This window comes from Halorientalis brevis (assembly GCF_042678165.1).
GTDB classification, from domain to species: domain Archaea; phylum Halobacteriota; class Halobacteria; order Halobacteriales; family Haloarculaceae; genus Halorientalis; species Halorientalis brevis.
In genome coordinates, this window is record NZ_JBHUDJ010000014.1 from 369,871 (window position 1) to 387,665 (window position 17,795).

The following is a 17,795-nucleotide window of genomic DNA, read 5'->3' on the forward strand; positions in this document are numbered from 1 at the left end:
GGCAGAAAACGAGTCGCGACGTTACTCGATGACGATCAGGAGGTCGCCCATGTCGACGCTCTCACCTTCGGAGATGGCGACCTGGGCGACTTCGCCGCCGCGGGGGGCGACGATGTCGTTTTCCATCTTCATGGCTTCGAGCACGCAGATCACGTCGCCCGAACCCACCTCGTCGCCTTCCTCGACGTTGACTTCGAGGATGGTCCCCTGCATCTCGGCGGTGACCGTCTCGCCTTCGGCCGTCGCGGCCTGGGCGCTGCCGCCGTCGCCACCGCCGCCGCTGTTCCCGCCGGACGGCCGCTGGGGCTGGTTGCCGCTGCCGCCGTTCCCGGCACTGGTCGGGATCGGCGGGGCGCCGCGTTCTTCGAGTTCGACCTGGAATCGCTTGCCGTTGACTTCGACGGTGAACTCCCGTTCGACGACCTCCTCGTCGTCCTCGGCGCTCGCTGCCTCGTCGTCGCTCGCGCCCCACTTCTCCTGAGCCTCGTCGATGCGCTCGGGGTCGAGTTCGTCGTCGAGGTACTTCGTGTGGTGGAGCCCCTTGACGAACGTTTCGTCGTTGAGCATCAGCCGGTGGAACGGAATGATCGTGGGGATGCCCTCGACGTCGTACTCGCGGAGCGCACGCTTCGAGCGCTGGATACACTCCTCGCGGTCGCTGGCGGCCACGATGAGCTTCGCGATCATCGAGTCGTAGTCGGTGACGAGTTCGTCGCCCTGGCGGAGCGCGTCGTCCATCCGGACGCCGATTCCGCCCGGCGGGTCGTACACGTCGAGTTCGCCGCCGGTCGCCGGCGCGAAGTCGTTGGCCGCGTTCTCGGCGTTGATGCGGAACTCCATCGCGTGGCCCTCGATCTCGACGTCCTCCTGCTCGAAGTCGAGTTCCTCGCCGGCGGCGACCCGGAGCTGCCACTTCACGATGTCGATGCCGGTAATCTCCTCGGAGACGGTGTGTTCGACCTGAATACGGGTGTTGACTTCGAGGAAGTAGAAGTTCGTGTCCGGACCGAGTTCCGTGTCCTCCTCGCGGTCGTCCTCGACGAGGAACTCGACGGTCCCCGCGTTGTAGTAGTCGGCTGCCTTGACACCGCGGCGTGCGGCTTCGCCGATCTTCTCGCGGAGTTCGTCGCTGAGTGCGGTGCTCGGCCCCTCCTCGATGACCTTCTGCTGGCGACGCTGGAGCGAGCAGTCACGCTCGCCCAGGTGGCGAACGTTACCGTGGTGGTCGGCGATGATCTGCACTTCGATGTGGCGCGGCCCTTCGAGGAAGCGCTCCAGGTAGACGGAGTCGTTGTCGAAGTAGGCTTCGCCCTCGCGTTTCGCGCTTTCGAGCTGGTCTTCGATCTCGTCTTCGCTGTTGACGATCTTCATCCCCCGGCCACCGCCGCCCCCTTCGGCCTTGATGGCGATGGGATAGCCGTGTTCGTCGCCGAACTCGCGGACTTCCTCGGGTTCTGTGACGGGGTCTTTCGTCCCGGGGACGATGGGGACGTCGGCCTCGCTCATCGTCTTCCGGGCTTTGGTCTTCTCGCCGAGGCCTTCCATGGAGTCGCCAGCTGGACCGACCCAGGTGACCCCCTCGGTGTCCTCGACCTTGCGCGCGAACTCCGCGTTCTCGGCGAGGAACCCGTAGCCGGGATGGATCGCGTCGGCGTCGGCTTTCTTCGCGGCCTCGATGATAGCCTCGTGATCGAGATACGAGTCGGCCGCGCGCGCGGGCCCGACGTTGTACGCCTCGTCGGCGTAGCGGACGTGACCGCCGTGTTTGTCCGCTTCGCTGTATACAGCGACTGTTTCGACGCCCAGCTCCTCACAAGCGCGCATCACCCGGACGGCGATCTCTCCCCGATTCGCCACGAGCACTTTGTCGAACATACGGTGAGTTACCGTGAGTCGGCTTAAAAAAGTATTCGCACCTGCAATCCAAAAACCGTGACGCGTAGCACTGTAAAAAACCGGTTTCAGACCGGTCAGCGTGCTTACAGTCGGTCCGCGCGGCCTGCAGCGGTCCACTCGTCGGTCGGGGTGCCGCGGGGAACGCGAGTGACGTCTCGCTTGAGCGTCTGCTGGATGCGACCGGCGTACGCCCACTGCTTCCCGTCCCAACTGGGTTCGGGTTCGGATTCGGCGGCCGCTGCCGCCCGTTGCCGATCGGTCATGTGCGCGCTGATCGCCACGGCGATCGCGGCCGCCTGGTCCGCCGTCGCAGACGGAACGGCCTCGACGACCGCCTCGACGAGCGTCGGGTCCGGCGTCGGTCCGTCAGGCGTCGCCTCGCCGTCGGTATCGGCTGCCATGATTAGAGCGGGATGTTGCCGTGTTTGCGGTCCGGGTTGTCTTTCCGTTTCGAGCGCAGGACCTCGAGGTCGCTGATGAGCCGCTTGCGCGTCTCCTGTGGCTCGAGCACGTCGTCGACGAAGCCGCGTTCCGCAGCGGTGTAGGGGTTCGCGAAGGTGTCGCGGTACTCGTCGATGAGTTGCTGGCGACGTGCCTCCACGTCGTCGGCGTCGGCGAGTTCGTCGTCGTAGAGCACGTTGACGGCACCCTGTGGGCCCATGACGGCGATCTCGGCCGTCGGCCACGCGTAGTTCACGTCCGCTTCGACGTGCTTGGAGGCCATGACGTCGTAGGCGCCACCGTAGGCTTTCCGCGTGATGACGGTCAGCAGCGGCACCGTCGCCTCCGAGTACGCGTACAGGAGCTTCGCCCCGTGCTTGATGATCCCATTGTGTTCCTGGTCCGTGCCTGGCATGAAGCCGGGCACGTCGACGAAGGTTAGTATGGGGATGTTAAACGCGTCACAGAACCGGACGAATCGGGCGCCCTTGACCGACGCGTCGATGTCGAGCGTGCCCGCGTTGACGTGCGGGTTGTTGCCGACGACGCCGACCGAGTGCCCGTCGAGCCGAGCGAAGCCCATCGTGAGGTTCCGGGCGTACTCCTCGGCGACCTCGAAGAAGGAGTTCTCGTCGAGAACCCGATCGATGACGTTGCGCATGTCGTAGGGTTTCTGGGGCTGGTCCGGCACGATGTCCATGAGGTCGTCCGGCTCGCGGTCCGGGTCGTCCCAGGGCTCGACTCGCGGCGGGTCCTCGACGTTGTTCTGCGGGAGGAAGGAGAGAAGGAACTTGATGTCGTCCAGCGCTTCTTCCTCTGCGGCGCGCGTGAAGTGGGAGACGCCGCTCTCGGTCGCGTGGGTCTTCGCACCGCCGAGTTCCTCGAAGCCGACTTCCTCACCGGTGACCGTCTCGATGACGTCCGGACCGGTGATGAACATGTGGCTGGTGTCCTGGACCATGAAGATGAAGTCGGTGATGGCCGGCGAGTACACCGCACCGCCGGCGCAGGGACCCATGATCGCCGAGATCTGGGGGACGACACCGGAGGCGAGCTGATTGCGGTGGAAGATGTCCGCGTAGCCCGCCAGCGAGTCGATTCCCTCCTGGATACGAGCGCCGGCAGAGTCGTTGAGGCCGATGATCGGACAGCCGGTCTCGATGGCCTTGTCCATGATCTTCGAGACCTTCTGGGCGAACGCTTCGCCGAGCGACCCGCCCATGACGGTGAAGTCGTGCGCGAAGACGAACACCTTGCGGCCGTCGACCTCGCCGTAGCCGGTGACGACGCCGTCGCCGGGCATCTCACGCTCGTCCATGTTGAAGTTGGTCGAGCGGTGTTCGCGGAGCGTGTCGACCTCGTTGAACGTCCCCTCGTCGAGGAAGTAGTCGATGCGCTCGCGCGCGGTCATCTTCCCACGGTCGTGCTGGGCTTCGATCCGATCCTCACCGCCACCCAGCTCCGCTTCGCGTTTCTTCTCTCGGAGTTCCTCGACGCGATCTTCCATCGTCATACGAGATCACATCCAGAGATCGGATACCCGTCCATGGGCGATGAACACACAGAGGTGCGAAAAAGGTTTATGACGGCGATCTACGTTCATTTTCAATTATGAGCTATCCACCCTGAGGCACTTAACGCTGGCCGGACGGTGGCACGCTATCAACGCTTATTGCGGTGGTGTCTGACTGGCTTGCATGAACGACCAGACACCGGCGGCGCGGCTCCGCGCGTTGCTCGATAGACCCGGAACCGTCGCACTCCCCGGCGTGTTCGACGCACTCTCGGCGCGACTGGCCGAGCAGGCCGGGTTCGACGCCGTGTTCACCTCCGGCTTCGGCATCGCAGCGACGACGCTCGGCGTACCCGACATGGGGATGTTGACCATGGCCGAAAACGTCGATCGCGTCGATAGCCTCACCAGCAGCATCGACGTCCCGCTCGTCGCGGACATGGACACCGGCTACGGGTCGGTCCTGAACGTCCGGCGAACGATGCACGAGTGCGTCGACGCGGGCGTCGCTGGCGTCATCCTCGAAGACCAGGCCTGGCCCAAGAAGTGCGGGCACATGGACGAGAAACGAGTCGTCGACGAGGAAGAGCACGTCCGGCGCATCCGCGCGGCCGCCGACGTCCGCGCGGAACGTGACTCCGAGTTCGTCATCGTCGGTCGCACCGACGCCCGCGAACCGCTCGATCTCGACGAGGCGATCCAGCGTGGGCACGCGTACGCTGAGGCGGGCGCAGACGTCGTCTTCGTCGAAGCGCCCGAGTCCCGCGCGGAACTGGAGCGCATCGCCAACGCCTTCGACGTGCCGACGTTCGCCAATATGGTCGAGGGCGGGAAGACACCGGTTCTACCCGCCGACGAGCTCGAATCGATCGGATTCGACATCGCAGTCTATCCGCTGACGGCGCTGTTTGCGGCCACGCAGGCCATGCAGGACGCCTACGAGACGCTGGCGACCGAGAGAACCACGGCGGGCGTCGAGGGCGTCTCCTTCGAGGAGTTCGAGGAGGTGGTCGACGCGGCGGGGTACCGAGAGCAAGAAGCCCGGTACGCGGCCATGGAGACCGACGCGGACGAGAGAATGGAGTGATCAGCCCAGTCACACACCACTGTTGCAAGTGAAGCCGCCCGAGAGAGGGACACCTGGACGCGAATTCGGCCGGCGCCAGCTGGCCCTCTCGAAGAAAACAGGAACGCACGTGCGAACTCGTCGTCGCCGGATTGACACGACTGACCTGCGAACCGTAGGCTTTTGACCACCGCCCCCCGAGGAGCTAACAGAACTGCCCTCCCGGGAATCGTCCAGCAGCGGACGATATGTCAGCACTTTAGATGAAAGGATGGTGTGTCGGTCGGTAACAGCGTCGTCTTTCGCGCTTCACCTGCAACGGTGGTGTGGTACTGGAGATTCACTTGAAACAGATGAAAGGGTGGTTTTATATGCCAGCTACGTCAGGTCCAGGGTATGCCTCGGTTCGAGCGGAAGCGTCGGATATTCAAGAACAAGGACGCGCTGGGAGAATCCTACCAGCCGGACTCGATCGAGGAGCGCGACGAGGAGATCGACGCGTACATGGACGCGCTCCAGCCAATCGTCGACGGCTGGGAACCGAACAACATCTTCATCTACGGTAACACCGGGGTCGGGAAGACCGCCGTCACCGAGTATCTCCTCGACGTGCTGCAGGATGACGTCGAAGCGTACGACGACGTCTCCCTCTCCGTGATCTCGGTCAACTGCAAAACGCTCAACTCCTCCTACCAGGTTGCGGTCGAGTTGGTCAACACGCTTCGGCCGACGGGCGCCGAGATCAGTTCGACGGGGTACCCACAGCAGACCGTCTTCAAGAAGCTCTACGAGGAACTCGAAGCGGTCGGCGGCACCATCCTCATCGTCCTCGACGAGGTCGACTCCATCGGAGAGAAAGACGAACTCCTCTACGAACTGCCGCGGGCACGCTCGAACGGCTATCTCGACGAGGCGAAGGTCGGCCTCATCGGCATCAGCAACGACTTCAAGTTCCGCGAGCAGCTCGACCCGCGGGTCAAGGACACGCTCTGTGAGCGCGAACTGCAGTTTCCGCCCTACGATGCGACCGAACTCAAGAACATCTTAGAATCGAGGGCGGAGGTCGCGGTCGTCGACGAGGGGTGTGAATCCGGCGTCGTCAGCCTCTGCGCTGCAGTCGCCGCCCGTGACAGCGGGAGCGCCCGCCAGGCGCTTGACCTCCTCCGCCTCGCGGGCGAACTCGCCGAAACCAGGGACGCAGACACCATCACCGAGGCCGAAGTCGACGACGCCCGCTCGAAACTGGAACAGGAGCGCGTCGAGGAGGGAATGCGCGAACTCACCGCTCACGGTCGACTCGCGCTCCTGACCGTCATCTCGAAGGCCGCGAAGGACGAGACGCCCTGCCGAGCGAGCGACATCTATCAGGAGTACACGCGCCTGTGCGAGTCGTCGGGGATGGACACGCTCGCGCAGCGCTCGGTCCACAACCACCTGTCTGACCTCCGGATGCTCGGCATCCTCTCTGCAGAGGAAAATCGGAGCGGCTCCCGCGGCAACTACTACAGCTACGAACTCGACGTTCCCTTCACGAGTGCGATCGACGCGATGGACGACGTCCTCCGACTCGACCGCGAGATCGAAACGATCCGCGAGATCGCGGTGATGAACAACGTCGGGTAAGTCGCGCACCGGCGAGCCGACGGCCACCGGACGAACCGCTCGTCCCACCTGCCGGTTCACACCACATTTCCCAAAACACTCGAACACACCGGGCCCCGGGACACCACTGCTACAAGTGAAGGAATTCCCATCCCGCAACCTTCACTTGCAACGGTGGTGTGTTCTTCTCACCGAAATTCGCATCTGGAGTTTCACTTGTAACAGTGGTGTGTCTCTGTGCGATTGTGGGGACCAGTCCGGAGAAACGCGTCCCGGACGAACCGAGACCGCCACCGAGGGACGACGACGGGCGTGGGAGTCTGCTTCGAGAGACCCACGACGTTCGTGGCGGGGTATCGAGAGCGAGAAGCCCGGTACAGCGATGACAGCACCGATTTCGACTGACCGAACAACGACCGACACGGACTGCAGTGTTCCCGGATTGATCGCTACGGATATGAGACTCAGATTGCCTGTTCCGGTGGGAGAAATCCCGCAACGAAGCGATAACTGAACGTTCGATTGGGGCACGGAACCCCTACGAGTTAGGGAGAGAAAATCGGGATAAGCAGCGGTTTCAGGAATCTACACCGCCGGTCATCAGTTCGCTACCCGAGCGTGAGGGTGGTCTAACCGTCCGGCAAGCAGGTGGAAATCGAGTGGGGCCGGTCGAAACTATCTCGCGGACTAAGCCACTGTTACCGGTTTCCAGCGGAGGTGTTTTCAACAGTTCAGCCGCGGGATTACAATACGAGAATCCATGGAATCACTGGGTGTATGGTATCCAACCACCCATACAGGACCGTCGCTGTGGCACTCCTGGTCGCGCTCGCGGCCATGGGGACGATGCCCGCAGTCGCGGCCGGTGAAGAGCCTGAAGTAATCGACGATTGTACGACCATCGACGAGCCCGGTCACTACGTGCTCGATGGGACTCTCACTGATGACCAAAACGACAATGAACCCTGTATCTCGATCGAGGCAGGCGACGTGACCCTCGACGGACAGGGGAACCTCATCCAGTTCGATGATGGGACGCCCCAAGATGGTGACGACGGCATCCGCATCGACACCCCTGACAACGACGACGAGGTCACCATCGAGAACGTCGAGGTGACTGGCTTCGACGACGGCATCCGCATCCTCTCGGGTCACGTCACGCTCGAAAACGTTGACACGCACGACAACATCGACGACGGCATCGACGCGAACGACGCCAGCTTCGTGGGTGTCTACGACAGCCGAGTCAAGAACAACGGTGACGAAGGCATCGAGATGGACAACGTCGACGAGAGCGAAGTCGAAGAATCCTACGTGGCCAAGAACACGTGGGACGGCATCGACATCGAGGGCGGTGAAACCCAGGTCCTAGACAACCAAGTGCGGAAGAACGGCAAAGTGCAGACAACCTCGATGAACCTCCAGTTGCCCCAGAACCCTGGAGAGGGCATCGACCTCGACGGCGTCCACGATAGCGTCGTCAAGAACAACCACGTCAAGAAGAACGGTGGAGAAGGACTCGAGCTGGAGACCAACAAGATGGGTCCCAAGCTCCACAACGTGAAGGTCAAAGACAACGAGATCAAGAAGAACGGCAAGAACGGCATCGACGTCGACGGCGTCGGTGAGAGCGTCGAGGTGGAAATCATCAAGAACGACATTCGGAAGAACAAGAAGTACGGACTGAGCGTCTACAAGGTCAAGGACCTCAAAGTCGACGACAACACGATCCTGGACAACTACAAGGGACAGATCAAGATCATCGACTCGGTGAAAGTCGACATCGGTCACAACGACATCGGCCTGTAACCACCCTCCCTCCGAGCGGGCAACGACTTCCTCTTTTTCGTGCCAGCACCGCTCGGTACTCGGTGACGTACCCACTTTTTCGCGAGTGCGACAGCATCTTTTGGCCAGTTCCAACTGTCGTTAGACGGCCAGATTCAGTTCGATCCGCAGCCGCATCCACAGCAATGACTGGCAGATCGCGAGCGTGGTGAAGCTCATACCTGAGGACAACGGATGCGTTCTGGCCGAGCCATCGGAACCTGCCTGTCGGCACGCCAGTCGAACGGCGAGCGCGTGACGAACAGAGCAGCGGCTCACCGATCGAGGGACGTCGAGACCGCCAGGACAGAGTGGTGAAGTGGCAGCTACTGCTGCGCTTTCGCCAACTCCAGCGACCAGAAGAAGCCGAAGTAGGCGACGATGCCTGCGAGCATGAACATGTAGTACGCCCACGTCGGGCCGTCGACGAAGTTGAAGAACAACTCAACGATCGTCACCCACACGAGCGCGAACACGAGGTCAGACACCATGCCCGAGCGATGCTCGCGAACGTGGTTACTGATCGTATCGACGATGCTCATCGTCGATCACCTCGGTTCGGTCGTGGGCTGAGTGCAGTCATGCTCGTAAGTTAGGGATGCGGCGCTATTCCTCTTCCTCTTCTTCTGCCGTTTCTTCCACTTCGACCTCGTCGCCGTGGACGTCCACGACGAGGACGGGAAGTCGGGTCCGTCGCAGGACCTTCTCGGTGACGCTCCCGAGGATGACCCGCGAGAGACCCGACCGACCGTGCGACCCCATGACGACGAGGTCGATCTCGCTGTCCTCGACGAACTTGCGGATCGCACGCGCGGGTTCGCCGACGCGGATGTGTTCCTCGACAGTGAGGCCGTGTTCGGCGGCCTTCTCGGCGACGTAACCCGTCGCCTTGTCGGCGTCTTCCTTCACCTCAGGCATGTCGTCGAGGTGACCCTGTCGGATGCGGTCGACTTGCTCGGTCCCCAGCGAATAGCTGGTGGCGTCGACGTCGACCACGTACAGGACGTGGACCGTCGAGTCGTACTTCGAGGCGATGTCGATCGCCTGGTCGACAGCGTGTTCTGACGTTTTGCTCCCGTCCGTGGGAACGAGGATGTGTTCGTACATTGTTCAGTCGTCCGCGGGGGTCTGGCCCCCGTCGGTGGAAACGACGTCTTCCGCGGTCTGCTGCTGGCCCATCGGTTCCGGGCTGTGACACTGCCGGACCATCTTCTTGGTCCGCTGTGGCGGTTCGCTGGTCACGAGCGAGACCGTGATCGTGACGGCGAAGACAACCGGCGTGCCGATGAGTGCCGCACCGATCGCCGGGACGAACTCGGCGTAGACCTCGCTGAACGGCATGATGAGGTCGTTGACGACGGCGGCGATCCAGATCAGGAGGCCGGTCGTCATGCCCGTGAGGGCGCCCTGTCGGTTAGCGTTCTCCCACCAGAGACCGAGGAAGAACATCGGGAACAGCACGATGGCCGCGAGCGAGAACGCCAGTGCGACCAGCTCACCGATGAGGGCCGGCGGGTCGAGCGCCGTGAGCGTCACGAGCGCACCGATGCCGACGATTGTCGCGCGACCGAGGAGCACCTGCTGGCGCTGGGTCGCGTCGGGGTTGATCAGTTCCGTGTAGATGTCGTGTGCGACTGCCGAGGAAGCCGTGATGAACAGGCCAGCCGTGGTCGCGATCGCTGCGGCCATCGCACCGGCCGCGACGAAGCCGACCAGCCAGGTCGGGAGGTTCGCCATCTGCGCGGCGAGCACGACGATGACGTCACCTTCCGCGCCGGACAGGCCTCCTGCCTCGGGACCGGCGAACACGGTCGCGGGGGAGATGCTGTTGACGTTCGCGAAGAGGTCGACGCCGAGCGCGGCCATCGCGGGGGCCGACCAGTAGAGGAGCATGATGAAGAACAGCCCCGAGACGGTCGACCAGCGAGCGGTCCGCTCGTTCTGGACCGTGTAGAACCGCACGAGCACGTGCGGGAGCCCACAGGTCCCGAAGATGAGCGAGAACGCGGTCGCGACCCAGACGTAGAACGGCGCGTTAGCGAACGGTTCCGAGAACTGCGTCGCCAGGTCGCTGATCATCGCGCCGTACTGGATCTGGGGCAGGATCATGCCCTGGTGGTACCAGCCCACGGCGAAGACGCCGGCAAGGAACGCGACGATGAGGATGACGTACTGGACGGCCATCCCTTTGGTCGCGCCCAGCATGCCCGAGAGCGCGAGGTACCCGACCGTGATCGCCATCATCACGATGACCATCGGGACGAAGTCGAGGCCGAAGACGTACTGGCCGACCAGACCCATACCGCTGGCCTGTCCGACGGAGTAGACGTACGCAATGAGGATCGTCGTGAAGGCTGCGATCGCGCGTGCGGTCGAGGAGTTGAAGCGGTCCCCGACGAAGTCGGGCGCGGTGTACTTCCCGAACCGGCGCATCTGCGCGGCCAGGAAGATGAGCAGGACGAAGTAGCCCGTCGTCCAGCCGACGACGAACGCCAGACCGTAGAAGCCCGACAGGGCGATCAGCCCCGCCATCCCGAGGTACGACGCGGCCGACATCCAGTTGGCACCGATCGCCATGCCGTTCTCGATGTACCCGATGCCACGGCCGGCGACCCACATGCCTTCGGTGTCCGCGACGCGGAACAGGTAGCCGATCGCCAGGAACGACGCCATCATCAGGAAGACGATGGCCGCGCCGACTGGCTTGAACGAGATGTCGAGCGCCTCCGCCTGGAGCGGTAGCATCATCATTCGTCCATCCCTCCGTCAGTTGCGGCTGCTTCGTCGGCACCGCTCGCGGACTCGGCGGGTGCCGAGGTGTCGATGCCGTACTTCTCGTCCAGTTTGTCCCGCTGGCGGGCGTACACGGCCGCCAGAACGAGCGAACTGGTCGGCGCGAAGAAGGCCACCATAAAGTAGTGCAGCGGGAAGCCCATGAACGTCGTCGAGGTCATCGCCCCCGGGGCGAGGTACGTCGCCGTAACCGGTCCCCACGTCGTGAGGATCCAGACGATGAAGCTTCCCCAGACCAGCTTCAGGTGGTCGCGCATGAACGACGTGCTGGGTTTCAGCAGGTTCACTTCGCGGTTCAGGTAGTCGGTGTTGCGGTGGCGCTGGGCGGCCCCAGTGACCGTGCCACCGTCGGTCTCGACTACGGCGTCGTCGGTCGATTCGTGTGAGTTTTTCTCTGTCATGGTATCGTGTGTGTTGTATCGTTGTCCAAATCGTGGGTGATCGAAAAACGGTGTGTCAGTTAGTCCTCTCCGACCTTGCCTGCGATGTCGTCGACGATTTCGGGGTTGCGCAGCGTGCTGGTGTTCCCGAGTTCGTCACCGTTCGCGATGTCTTCGAGGAGCCGACGCATGATCTTGCCCGAGCGCGTTTTGGGTAGTTCCGGCGAGAAGACGATCTCCTCCGGTCGCGCGATCGGGCCGATAGCGTCCTCGACGCCCTCGACGATCTGCTCGCGGAGGTCCGCGCCTCCCTCGACGCCGTCCTCCGTGATGACGTACGCGTACACGGCTTCGCCCTTGATCTCGTGGTCGCCGCCGACGACGGCGGCCTCGGCGACGCCTTCGACGCCGACGATGGCCGATTCGAGTTCCATCGTGCCCAGGCGGTGCCCGGAGACGTTGATGACGTCGTCGACGCGGCCGAGGACGGTGATGTAGCCGTCGTCGTCGAGCTTCGCGCCGTCTTCTGGGAAGTAGACCCACTCGTCTTTGTCCGGGTTGGAGTACTCGTCCCAGTACTCGTTGATGAAGCGCTCGTCGTTCTTGTAGAGCGTCCGGAGCATGCCGGGCCACGGCTTGTTCACGATGAGGTAGCCGGCTTCACCGGGCTCGACGGGCGAGCCGTTCATGTCCACGACGTCCGCGCTGATTCCGGGAAGCGGCGGGCCGGCAGAGCCGGGCTTCATCTCGGCGATGCCGGGCAGCGTCGTCACCATCATGCCGCCGGTTTCGGTCTGCCACCAGGTGTCGACCACCGGGCAGGACTCGTCGCCGATGTGTTTGTAGTACCACTTCCAGGCCCGCGGGTTGATCGGTTCCCCGACCGTCCCGAGCAGGCGCAGACTGGAGAGGTCGTGCTGCTGGGGGTACTCCGCGCCCCACTTCATGAACGCCCGGATCGCGGTGGGCGCAGTGTACAGCTGAGTCACGTCGTAGTCGTCGACGATCTGCCACATCCGGTCCTTGTCCGGATAGTCCGGCGTGCCCTCGTACATGACCGTCGTCGTCCCGAGCGCGAGCGGGCCGTAGACGATGTAGGAGTGACCAGTGATCCAACCAATGTCCGCCGAGCACCAGTAGTTGTCCTCGGGCTTGATGTCCAACACTGCGTGGCTGGTCCAAGCAGCGTAGGACAGGTAGCCAGCCGTAGTGTGTTTGACACCTTTGGGCTGGCCCGTGGTCCCTGACGTGTACATCAGGAACAGCATGTCCTCCGCGTCACGCGTGACCGGCTCGACTGTTGCGCCCTCGTGGTCCGCGACGAGGTCGTCGTAGTCGAGCTGGTTCTCGCCGAGCTCGTGGTCGAGTTCGTCGCCGAGGCGGTCGACGACGACGGTCGTCACGTCGTGGTCGACGCCGTCGAGACCCTCGTCGGCCTTGTCTTTGTGGTTGAGCGGGTCACCGCGTCGGTAGTACCCGTCACAGGTGACGAGGTGTTCCGAGTCGGCACCGTTCATCCGCGTCGCCAGTGCGTCGGCCGAGAACCCGGCGAACACCACGGAGTGGGGCGCGCCGATGCGGGCGCACGCCAGCATGGCGATGGGCAGCTCCGGGATCATCGGCATGTACATCGTGACGACGTCGTCTTCCTCTACCCCCTGTTCTCTGAGTGCTGCAGCGAACTCGTTGACTTCCTGCAGGAGTTCGTCGTACGTGTACGTACGTGACTCGTCGGTGGGCTCGCCGACCCACTCGATGGCGACTTCGTCGCCGCGCCCGTCCTCGACGTGACGGTCGAGACAGTTCTCGGACGCGTTCAGCTTGCCATCTGCGAACCACTCGTAGAACGGAGCGTCGCTGTCGTCCAGTACCTGGTCGTACGATTCTTCCCAGTCGAGGAGGTCGGCAGCCCGCTCCCAACACTCGGGCCAGTTCTCCTCGAACTCCTCGTAGATAGATTCGTCCGTTACGTTGGCTTGCTCGACGAACGACTCCGGCGGGGAGAACGACTCTCCCTCCGGCAGGCGAGCTTCCAGTTCACCGTCGGACTCTCCTTGGTTGGACATGATTCAACATGATTGAATACAACTACCATGTTAAGCCACGGTTCTAATTATTACAACCCTGTAGGAACTCACGTTCAGTTTTATGAGAATGTCACACAGAATAACAAACCTCTGAGAACAAAAATACAGTTCCTCTCGGCCGATATTTACTGTGAAGACCATATCCGAACGGGACAACGGCCGTTCCGTCCGTCGATTTGCCAGTCGGTTCGGGAACTCACTAAACAGTTAGCGACTGGTAGCTACTCGTCAGCCCAGGGCATCTCGTCGGCACGACCCTGTTCCTCGGCGAAGAACGCGGTGAGGAGTTTCTGCTGTGCGCGCCGGAGGTGATTGTGCAGGGTCGGTGAGGTGATCCCGATGGCGTCGGCGAGTTCCTCGGCCGTGCTGCCGCGGGGCCACTCGAAGTACCCCGCGTGGTACGCCGCCTGGAGGACGGCTGCTTGTTTTTCGGTCAGATTCTCGCGCAACGAAGACCGGAACGCCGGGAGCGATTCGGCCGGCCGCTCGCGCTCGCGTTTCGTCAGCAGATCCGTGTCGGGGAACGCGTCAGTGATGTCCCGAACGAGGGACCGCACGTCGGTGTCGGCCGGAACTTCGCCGACGACTTCCTGGGTTCCCGATGCAACGCTCATCTCGGAGATCGCCGCCCCGCGCTCGACCAACGCCTTGGAGAACTCCGGCCCTTCGACGACGAGTTCGAGCAGGGCTTCGTCCCCGTAGTCTCGGACGAGACGCGCGTCAGAAACGGCCGCCGTCGTGGGCGCCCACTCGACGACGGGACCCGGTTGGGCGTCCGCGAGCGTGACGAAGTACAACAGCGACTGCTCTTCCCCGGGGACGACGCCTTCGAGCGAGAGCGAACAGGAGTGGGTCGCCGACGCGTCGGCGAAAAACGACCGTTCGTCCTCACACTCGAAGGCGAGCTCGATCGCCGTGTCCGCCAGCAGGAACTTCCGCTGTTCGGCCGCGGTGATCGCCTGGCCGACCCGCTGGCCGAGATCGGCCAACAGCGTCCGCTCGCGGTCGCTGATGTCGTCGGAGGCTCCCGCTCCGATACCGAGAACGCCGTACGTCCGGTTGCCGTCGGTGACCGGGATGACGGCCGCCGCGCCGTCGGCGTGATCGTGCCAGGTCGCGAACGCCGCAGCCGATTGAACGTCGGCCGTCGCGTGGACGTCGCCGTCCGAGAGCGCCGACTCGACGGCCCCTTCGACGGCGGCCACCGCGTCGAGCGCGTCTCGCTCGAGTCCCGCCGCTGCGGTGACGCGGAGTCGCTCACCCTCCCGCTGTCCGAACCACGCGAACTGGTAGCACTCGACGTCGACCAGCTGTTCACAGGTCGTCCGTTCGACCTCCTCGCGGGTCGACGCCGTCGTCAGCCCCGTGCCGACGTTTCGCAGTCCGTCGACGATCGCGTCGAAGCGCGTGAGCGATTCGGGAGACGCCGCGGCTTCTGTCGCCGAGTCTGTACTCGCCGAGGGGCCGCGCTCGGTGACGGTCGTCTGCTCGAACGCCGCCGCCATGTCGTCGGGATTTGGGTCGTCGAGGTACGGCGCGAGGCTCTCGATGCGCTCCCAGCCGCCGACGGACTGCACGACTCGCGGATCGACCCACTCGTCGACGAGCAGTCGGCGCGCGAAGTACCGGCGGAGCGTGCGCGAAGACACGTCTCGAAACCGATCCTCTCCGGTTCGGTCGGCCGCGCGGTCGGCCACCTCCGAGACCAGCATCTGGACGCGTCGAGCCGACACCGGCACGTACTCCTCGTCGTCGGCCACGTTCTCCGCGCGTCCGAACTTCCGAAGGTCGTGTTCGACGTCCTCCGGAAGGTACGCCATCCGCGTCCCGTCGTCGTCTTCCGGCACCGTGAGAAAGTAATGCTCGACCCCCTCGTGTTCGTGTGTCGTGACGTGGTCCGGGCGAATGCGCGTCATCTCCTTGGGTCGCAGCCCCACTTCTGCACCGAGACGCAGGATGAGTTCCTCCCGGTACGTCTCGGTCGCGCGACGGAGACCGCGGTACTCGTCCTCCTCGATGTGTACTCGCGTCCCCTCGGCAGTCTCCTCCACGCGCATGTTTCGCAAATCTACGAGAATACGAAATAAAAATCTTCCCCACTCGTCGACGAGCGACGGTCTGCTCGTCAAGCACTGGCTCCTCGACGGTGCCGTTTCGTCTTTTCAAAAATGACCGAAATTTCGGTTTCTCGGACGGGACCTGCCCGCTCGGTTCAGTTCTCGCCTTCGACGGCAGATTCGAGTTCGCCGACGACTTCCGGGTTCCGGAGCGCGCTCATATCGCCGAGTTCTTCCCCGCGAGCGACCGATTCCAGCAGCCGTCGCATGATTTTGCCCGAGCGAGTCTTCGGGAGGTCCGGGGTGAAGACGACGGCGTCCGGTACGGCGATGCGGCCGATCGCCGTTTCGATGGCGTCGTCGATGTGATCGCGGAGTTCCGCCTCGCTGTAGCCGTCGGCCGTACAGACGTAGGCGTAGACGCCCTGACCTTTCAGGTCGTGTGGACCGCTGACGACGGCGGCTTCGGCGACGCCCTCGACGTTCGCGATGGCGCTTTCGATCTCCATCGTGCCGAACCGGTGGCCAGCGACGTTGATGACGTCGTCGACGCGTCCGAGCAGCGTGAAGTAGCCGTCCTCGTCGACGGCCGCACTGTCTTCGGAGAAGTACGCCCAGTCGAAATCGTCGAGCGCCGGGCGAGAGGGCCGCCGCGAGTCGAACCAGTCTTCCGCTTCGACCATCGCCAGTGGCATCCCGGGCCACGGCTTCGTCAGCACCAGATAGCCGGCTTCGCCCGGTTCGACCGGGTTACCCTGGCCGTCGACGACTTCCGCGCCGATTCCAGGCAGTGGGCGGCCCGCAGAGCCGGGCTTCATGGCGTCGACGCCGGGCACCGTCGAAACGACCATCCCGCCGGTTTCGGTCTGCCACCACGTGTCGACCACTGGGCAGGACTCGTTGCCGATGTGTTTGTAGTACCACTTCCAGGCCCGCGGGTTGATCGGTTCTCCGACCGTCCCGAGCAGGCGCAGACTGGAGAGGTCGTGTTGCTGAGGGTACTCTTCGCCCCACTTCATGAACGTCCGAATCGCCGTCGGGGCGGTGTAGAAGACGTCGACGGCGTTGCGGTCGATCAGTTCCCAGACCCGGTCTTTCTCCGGGTGGTCCGGGGCGCCCTCGTACAGCATCGTCGTCGTCCCGAGCGCGAGCGGGCCGTAGACGATGTAGGAGTGACCGGTGATCCACCCGATGTCGGCAGAGCACCAGTGGGTGTCCTCGGGCTTGATGTCCAGGACGGCGTGGCTCGTCCAGAGTACGTGCGCGAGGTAGCCGCCCGTCGTGTGACGCACGCCCGTCGGCTCGCCAGTCGTGCCGGACGTGTAGATGAGAAACAGCATGTCGTCGGCGTCGCGGGGCACCGGATCGACCTCGGCGCCGCGGTGGGCCGCCAAAAGATCGCGGTAGCTGTACTCGTTGGCGTCGAGCGGCGTGTCGTCGCCGAGGCGGTCGACGACGACCGTCGCGTCGACGTCGTGGTTCAGTTTGATGCGGGCGTTGTCGGCCTTGTTCTTCTGATGGACGGGCGCGCCGCGTCGGTAGTACCCGTCACAGGTGACGAGGTACTGTGAGCCGGAGCTGTCCATCCGCATGGCGAGGGCGTCGGCCGCGAAGCCGGCGAACACCACGGAGTGGGGCGCGCCGATGCGGGCACACGCCAGCATGGCGATGGGAAGCTCCGGGATCATCGGCATGTACAGCGTGACGACGTCGTCCTCTTCGACGCCCAGTTCGCGCAGTGCCGCGGCGAACTCGTTGACTTCCCGGTACAGTTCGAGGTAGGTGTACGAGCGCGACTCGCCCAGCCGCCCCTCCCACTTCAGCGCGACCTTGTTCTTCCGGCCAGCGCCGAGGTGGCGGTCGAGGCAGTTGTAGCAGGCGTTGAGCCTGCCGCCTTCGAACCAGCGGTACGGAGGATCACCCCCGTTGAGGACGCGCTCGTACTCAGTTTCCCAGTCCAACCGGTCGCCAGCCCGCGCCCAGCACTCGGGCCACTCGGTTGCGAACTCCTCGTAGACAGTCTGTTGAGAGACATTAGCCTGCTCGACGAACGAAGTCGGTGGCTCGATGACCTCGCCAGCAGACAGCCGCGTTTCCATATCCTCGTCGTCGGCTGGCATCTCGGATGGATGT

General features: G+C 63.6%; 13 protein-coding genes. 3 read left to right on the plus strand and 10 right to left on the minus strand.

Annotated elements, in window-relative coordinates; genetic code table 11:
• Positions 1-21 precede the first annotated feature (21 nt).
• From ACFR9U_RS18410 to ACFR9U_RS18420, 3 genes are all read right to left on the minus strand, one after another.
• Entirely contained in the window at positions 22-1,875 is a 1,854-nt protein-coding gene (locus ACFR9U_RS18410; RefSeq protein ID WP_247378606.1) for an acetyl-CoA carboxylase biotin carboxylase subunit, read from the minus strand.
• Positions 1,876-1,979: 104 nt separating this feature from the next.
• On the minus strand, positions 1,980-2,297 hold the full coding sequence (locus tag ACFR9U_RS18415) for an acc operon protein (protein WP_247378607.1): 318 nt from the start codon (positions 2,295-2,297) through the stop codon (positions 1,980-1,982).
• Between the two features lie 2 nt (positions 2,298-2,299).
• A complete protein-coding gene (locus ACFR9U_RS18420; RefSeq protein ID WP_247378608.1) occupies positions 2,300-3,850 on the minus strand; it encodes an acyl-CoA carboxylase subunit beta in 1,551 nt (516 codons plus the stop codon).
• A 184-nt stretch (positions 3,851-4,034) separates the two neighbouring features.
• On the opposite strand from ACFR9U_RS18420, the gene ACFR9U_RS18425 reads away from it, so the two are divergent.
• The 3 genes from ACFR9U_RS18425 (at position 4,035) to ACFR9U_RS18435 (ending at position 8,327) form a co-directional block, all read left to right on the plus strand.
• Complete coding sequence (locus ACFR9U_RS18425; protein WP_247378609.1) at positions 4,035-4,937, plus strand: isocitrate lyase/PEP mutase family protein; 903 nt, start codon at positions 4,035-4,037, stop codon at positions 4,935-4,937.
• Between the two features lie 375 nt (positions 4,938-5,312).
• Positions 5,313-6,539 (plus strand): orc1/cdc6 family replication initiation protein, encoded by a 1,227-nt coding sequence (locus tag ACFR9U_RS18430; protein ID WP_247378610.1) that lies wholly within the window; start codon positions 5,313-5,315, stop codon positions 6,537-6,539.
• Positions 6,540-7,328: 789 nt separating this feature from the next.
• Positions 7,329-8,327 (plus strand): right-handed parallel beta-helix repeat-containing protein, encoded by a 999-nt coding sequence (locus ACFR9U_RS18435; RefSeq protein ID WP_247378611.1) that lies wholly within the window; start codon positions 7,329-7,331, stop codon positions 8,325-8,327.
• A gap of 344 nt (positions 8,328-8,671) precedes the next feature.
• On the opposite strand, the gene ACFR9U_RS18440 is transcribed toward ACFR9U_RS18435, so the two are convergent.
• The 7 genes from ACFR9U_RS18440 to acs (ACFR9U_RS18470) form a co-directional block, all read right to left on the minus strand.
• On the minus strand, positions 8,672-8,887 hold the full coding sequence (locus ACFR9U_RS18440; RefSeq protein ID WP_247378612.1) for a hypothetical protein: 216 nt from the start codon (positions 8,885-8,887) through the stop codon (positions 8,672-8,674).
• Between the two features lie 64 nt (positions 8,888-8,951).
• A complete protein-coding gene (locus ACFR9U_RS18445; protein WP_247378613.1) occupies positions 8,952-9,452 on the minus strand; it encodes a universal stress protein in 501 nt (166 codons plus the stop codon).
• A gap of 3 nt (positions 9,453-9,455) precedes the next feature.
• Positions 9,456-11,093 (minus strand): VC_2705 family sodium/solute symporter, encoded by a 1,638-nt coding sequence (locus ACFR9U_RS18450; RefSeq protein WP_247379035.1) that lies wholly within the window; start codon positions 11,091-11,093, stop codon positions 9,456-9,458.
• Entirely contained in the window at positions 11,093-11,539 is a 447-nt protein-coding gene (locus ACFR9U_RS18455; protein WP_247378614.1) for a DUF4212 domain-containing protein, read from the minus strand. Before ACFR9U_RS18455 ends, ACFR9U_RS18450 begins: the two co-directional genes overlap by 1 nt.
• A 59-nt stretch (positions 11,540-11,598) precedes the next feature.
• The gene (acs, locus tag ACFR9U_RS18460; protein WP_247378615.1) at positions 11,599-13,584 is read right to left on the minus strand and encodes an acetate--CoA ligase; all 1,986 of its coding nucleotides are present in this window, start codon (positions 13,582-13,584) and stop codon (positions 11,599-11,601) included.
• Between the two features lie 242 nt (positions 13,585-13,826).
• A complete protein-coding gene (locus ACFR9U_RS18465) occupies positions 13,827-15,662 on the minus strand; it encodes a bacterio-opsin activator domain-containing protein (protein WP_247378616.1) in 1,836 nt (611 codons plus the stop codon).
• Between the two features lie 155 nt (positions 15,663-15,817).
• Positions 15,818-17,782, minus strand: a complete 1,965-nt coding sequence (acs, locus tag ACFR9U_RS18470) for an acetate--CoA ligase (RefSeq protein WP_247378617.1) — start codon at positions 17,780-17,782, stop codon at positions 15,818-15,820.
• Positions 17,783-17,795: the final 13 nt, after the last annotated feature.

Excerpts from the sequence above, each read along its gene's own strand:
- ACFR9U_RS18450 (WP_247379035.1), bottom strand. The coding sequence starts at position 11,093 with ATGATGCTACCGCTCCAGGCGGAGGCGCTCGACATCTCGTTCAAGCCA.
- ACFR9U_RS18410 (WP_247378606.1), bottom strand. The coding sequence starts at position 1,875 with ATGTTCGACAAAGTGCTCGTGGCGAATCGGGGAGAGATCGCCGTCCGG.
- ACFR9U_RS18455 (WP_247378614.1), bottom strand. The coding sequence starts at position 11,539 with ATGACAGAGAAAAACTCACACGAATCGACCGACGACGCCGTAGTCGAG.
- ACFR9U_RS18420 (WP_247378608.1), bottom strand. The coding sequence starts at position 3,850 with ATGACGATGGAAGATCGCGTCGAGGAACTCCGAGAGAAGAAACGCGAA.
- ACFR9U_RS18465 (WP_247378616.1), bottom strand. The coding sequence starts at position 15,662 with ATGCGCGTGGAGGAGACTGCCGAGGGGACGCGAGTACACATCGAGGAG.
- ACFR9U_RS18425 (WP_247378609.1), top strand. The coding sequence starts at position 4,035 with ATGAACGACCAGACACCGGCGGCGCGGCTCCGCGCGTTGCTCGATAGA.
- acs (WP_247378617.1), bottom strand. The coding sequence starts at position 17,782 with ATGCCAGCCGACGACGAGGATATGGAAACGCGGCTGTCTGCTGGCGAG.
- ACFR9U_RS18415 (WP_247378607.1), bottom strand. The coding sequence starts at position 2,297 with ATGGCAGCCGATACCGACGGCGAGGCGACGCCTGACGGACCGACGCCG.
- ACFR9U_RS18440 (WP_247378612.1), bottom strand. The coding sequence starts at position 8,887 with ATGAGCATCGTCGATACGATCAGTAACCACGTTCGCGAGCATCGCTCG.
- ACFR9U_RS18430 (WP_247378610.1), top strand. The coding sequence starts at position 5,313 with ATGCCTCGGTTCGAGCGGAAGCGTCGGATATTCAAGAACAAGGACGCG.
- ACFR9U_RS18445 (WP_247378613.1), bottom strand. The coding sequence starts at position 9,452 with ATGTACGAACACATCCTCGTTCCCACGGACGGGAGCAAAACGTCAGAA.
- acs (WP_247378615.1), bottom strand. The coding sequence starts at position 13,584 with ATGTCCAACCAAGGAGAGTCCGACGGTGAACTGGAAGCTCGCCTGCCG.